1 protein-coding gene is annotated in these 1,079 nt (G+C 71.4%); it reads right to left on the reverse strand.

The window, feature by feature from the left end; all coding sequences use genetic code 11:
* A partial coding sequence (locus ACI78S_RS25085; protein WP_456977708.1) for an IS481 family transposase occupies positions 1 to 973 on the reverse strand: 973 nt, incomplete at its 3' end.
* Between the last annotated feature and the right edge of the window lie 106 nt (positions 974 to 1,079).

A 1,079-nucleotide genomic window follows, 5' to 3' on the forward strand; every position in this document is an offset into this window, starting at 1 on the left:
TGTTCTGTCCCACGAGGTCGTTGACAGTGATGCGGCTGATCGGGGTCCGGCCGCCGATCGCGGTGTGGCTGCGGTGATGGTTGTAGGCGTGCAGCCAGCCGGGCAAGGCTGCGGCGCGTTCTGAGCCGGAGCCGAACAGTTGGGCGTAGGCCCATTCCTCGAGCAGCGTGCGGTTGAAGCGTTCGGCCTTGCCGTTGGTCTGCGGGCGGTAGCGGCGGGTGAAGCGGGACTCGGCGCCGATGTCGGCCAGCGCCTGACGCCAGGCCGAACTGCGGCGATAGGCCATCGCGTTGTCGGTCATCACGCGCTCGATGCGGCCGATGCCGTGGTCGGCGAACCAGGCCGCGGCTCGTCGCAGGAAGCCGGCGCAGGTCTCGGCGCGCTCGTCGGGATGGATCTCGGCGTAGGCCAGGCGGGTGTGGTCATCGATCGCGCAGTGCACGAACTCGTAGCCGACCCGCGGTGCGCTGCGAGCCAGGGCGCGTTGGCGACTGTCTCGGCCGTGCGCTCGCCAGCCGCCACCGTCTCGCAGTCGGCCGAGCTTCTTCACGTCGACATGCACCAGCTCGCCGGGCCGGGCGCGCTCGTAGCGGCGGATCGGCTCACCGCTGGGCCGGTCCAGCCAGGCCAGCCGTGGCATCCGATGCCGCACCAGGACCCGGTGCACGGTCGATGGATGCAGCCCGAGGATGCCGGCGATCCGCGCCGGCCCCAGCCGCCGGTCGCGGCGCAGCGCCAGGATCGCGGCCTCCACCTCCGGCGTCGTCCGCCCCGGTGAGTGCCGCGGCCGCGAGGATCGATCCCGCAGGCCAGCGAGGCCCTCGGCGCGGTAGCGGGCCAGCCACTTGTATCCGGTGGCGCGGGAGATGCCCAGTTCCGCGGCGACGTGGGCCACCGGCCGCCGCTGGCGCAGCACTCGGGTGACCAGCAGAAGACGGCCGTGCACGGTCAGACGGGCATTAGCGTGGGACAACGAGACCTCCGGGCGGTCGGTGAGGCGTCAGCACCCACACCTTCGCTCGGAGGTCTCCTTGTTCGCTCAGCCTCCTACGCCGTCAACAACGTCCGTGGTCACTACA

The sequence above is a fragment of the Geodermatophilus sp. SYSU D00815 genome (assembly GCF_054050035.1).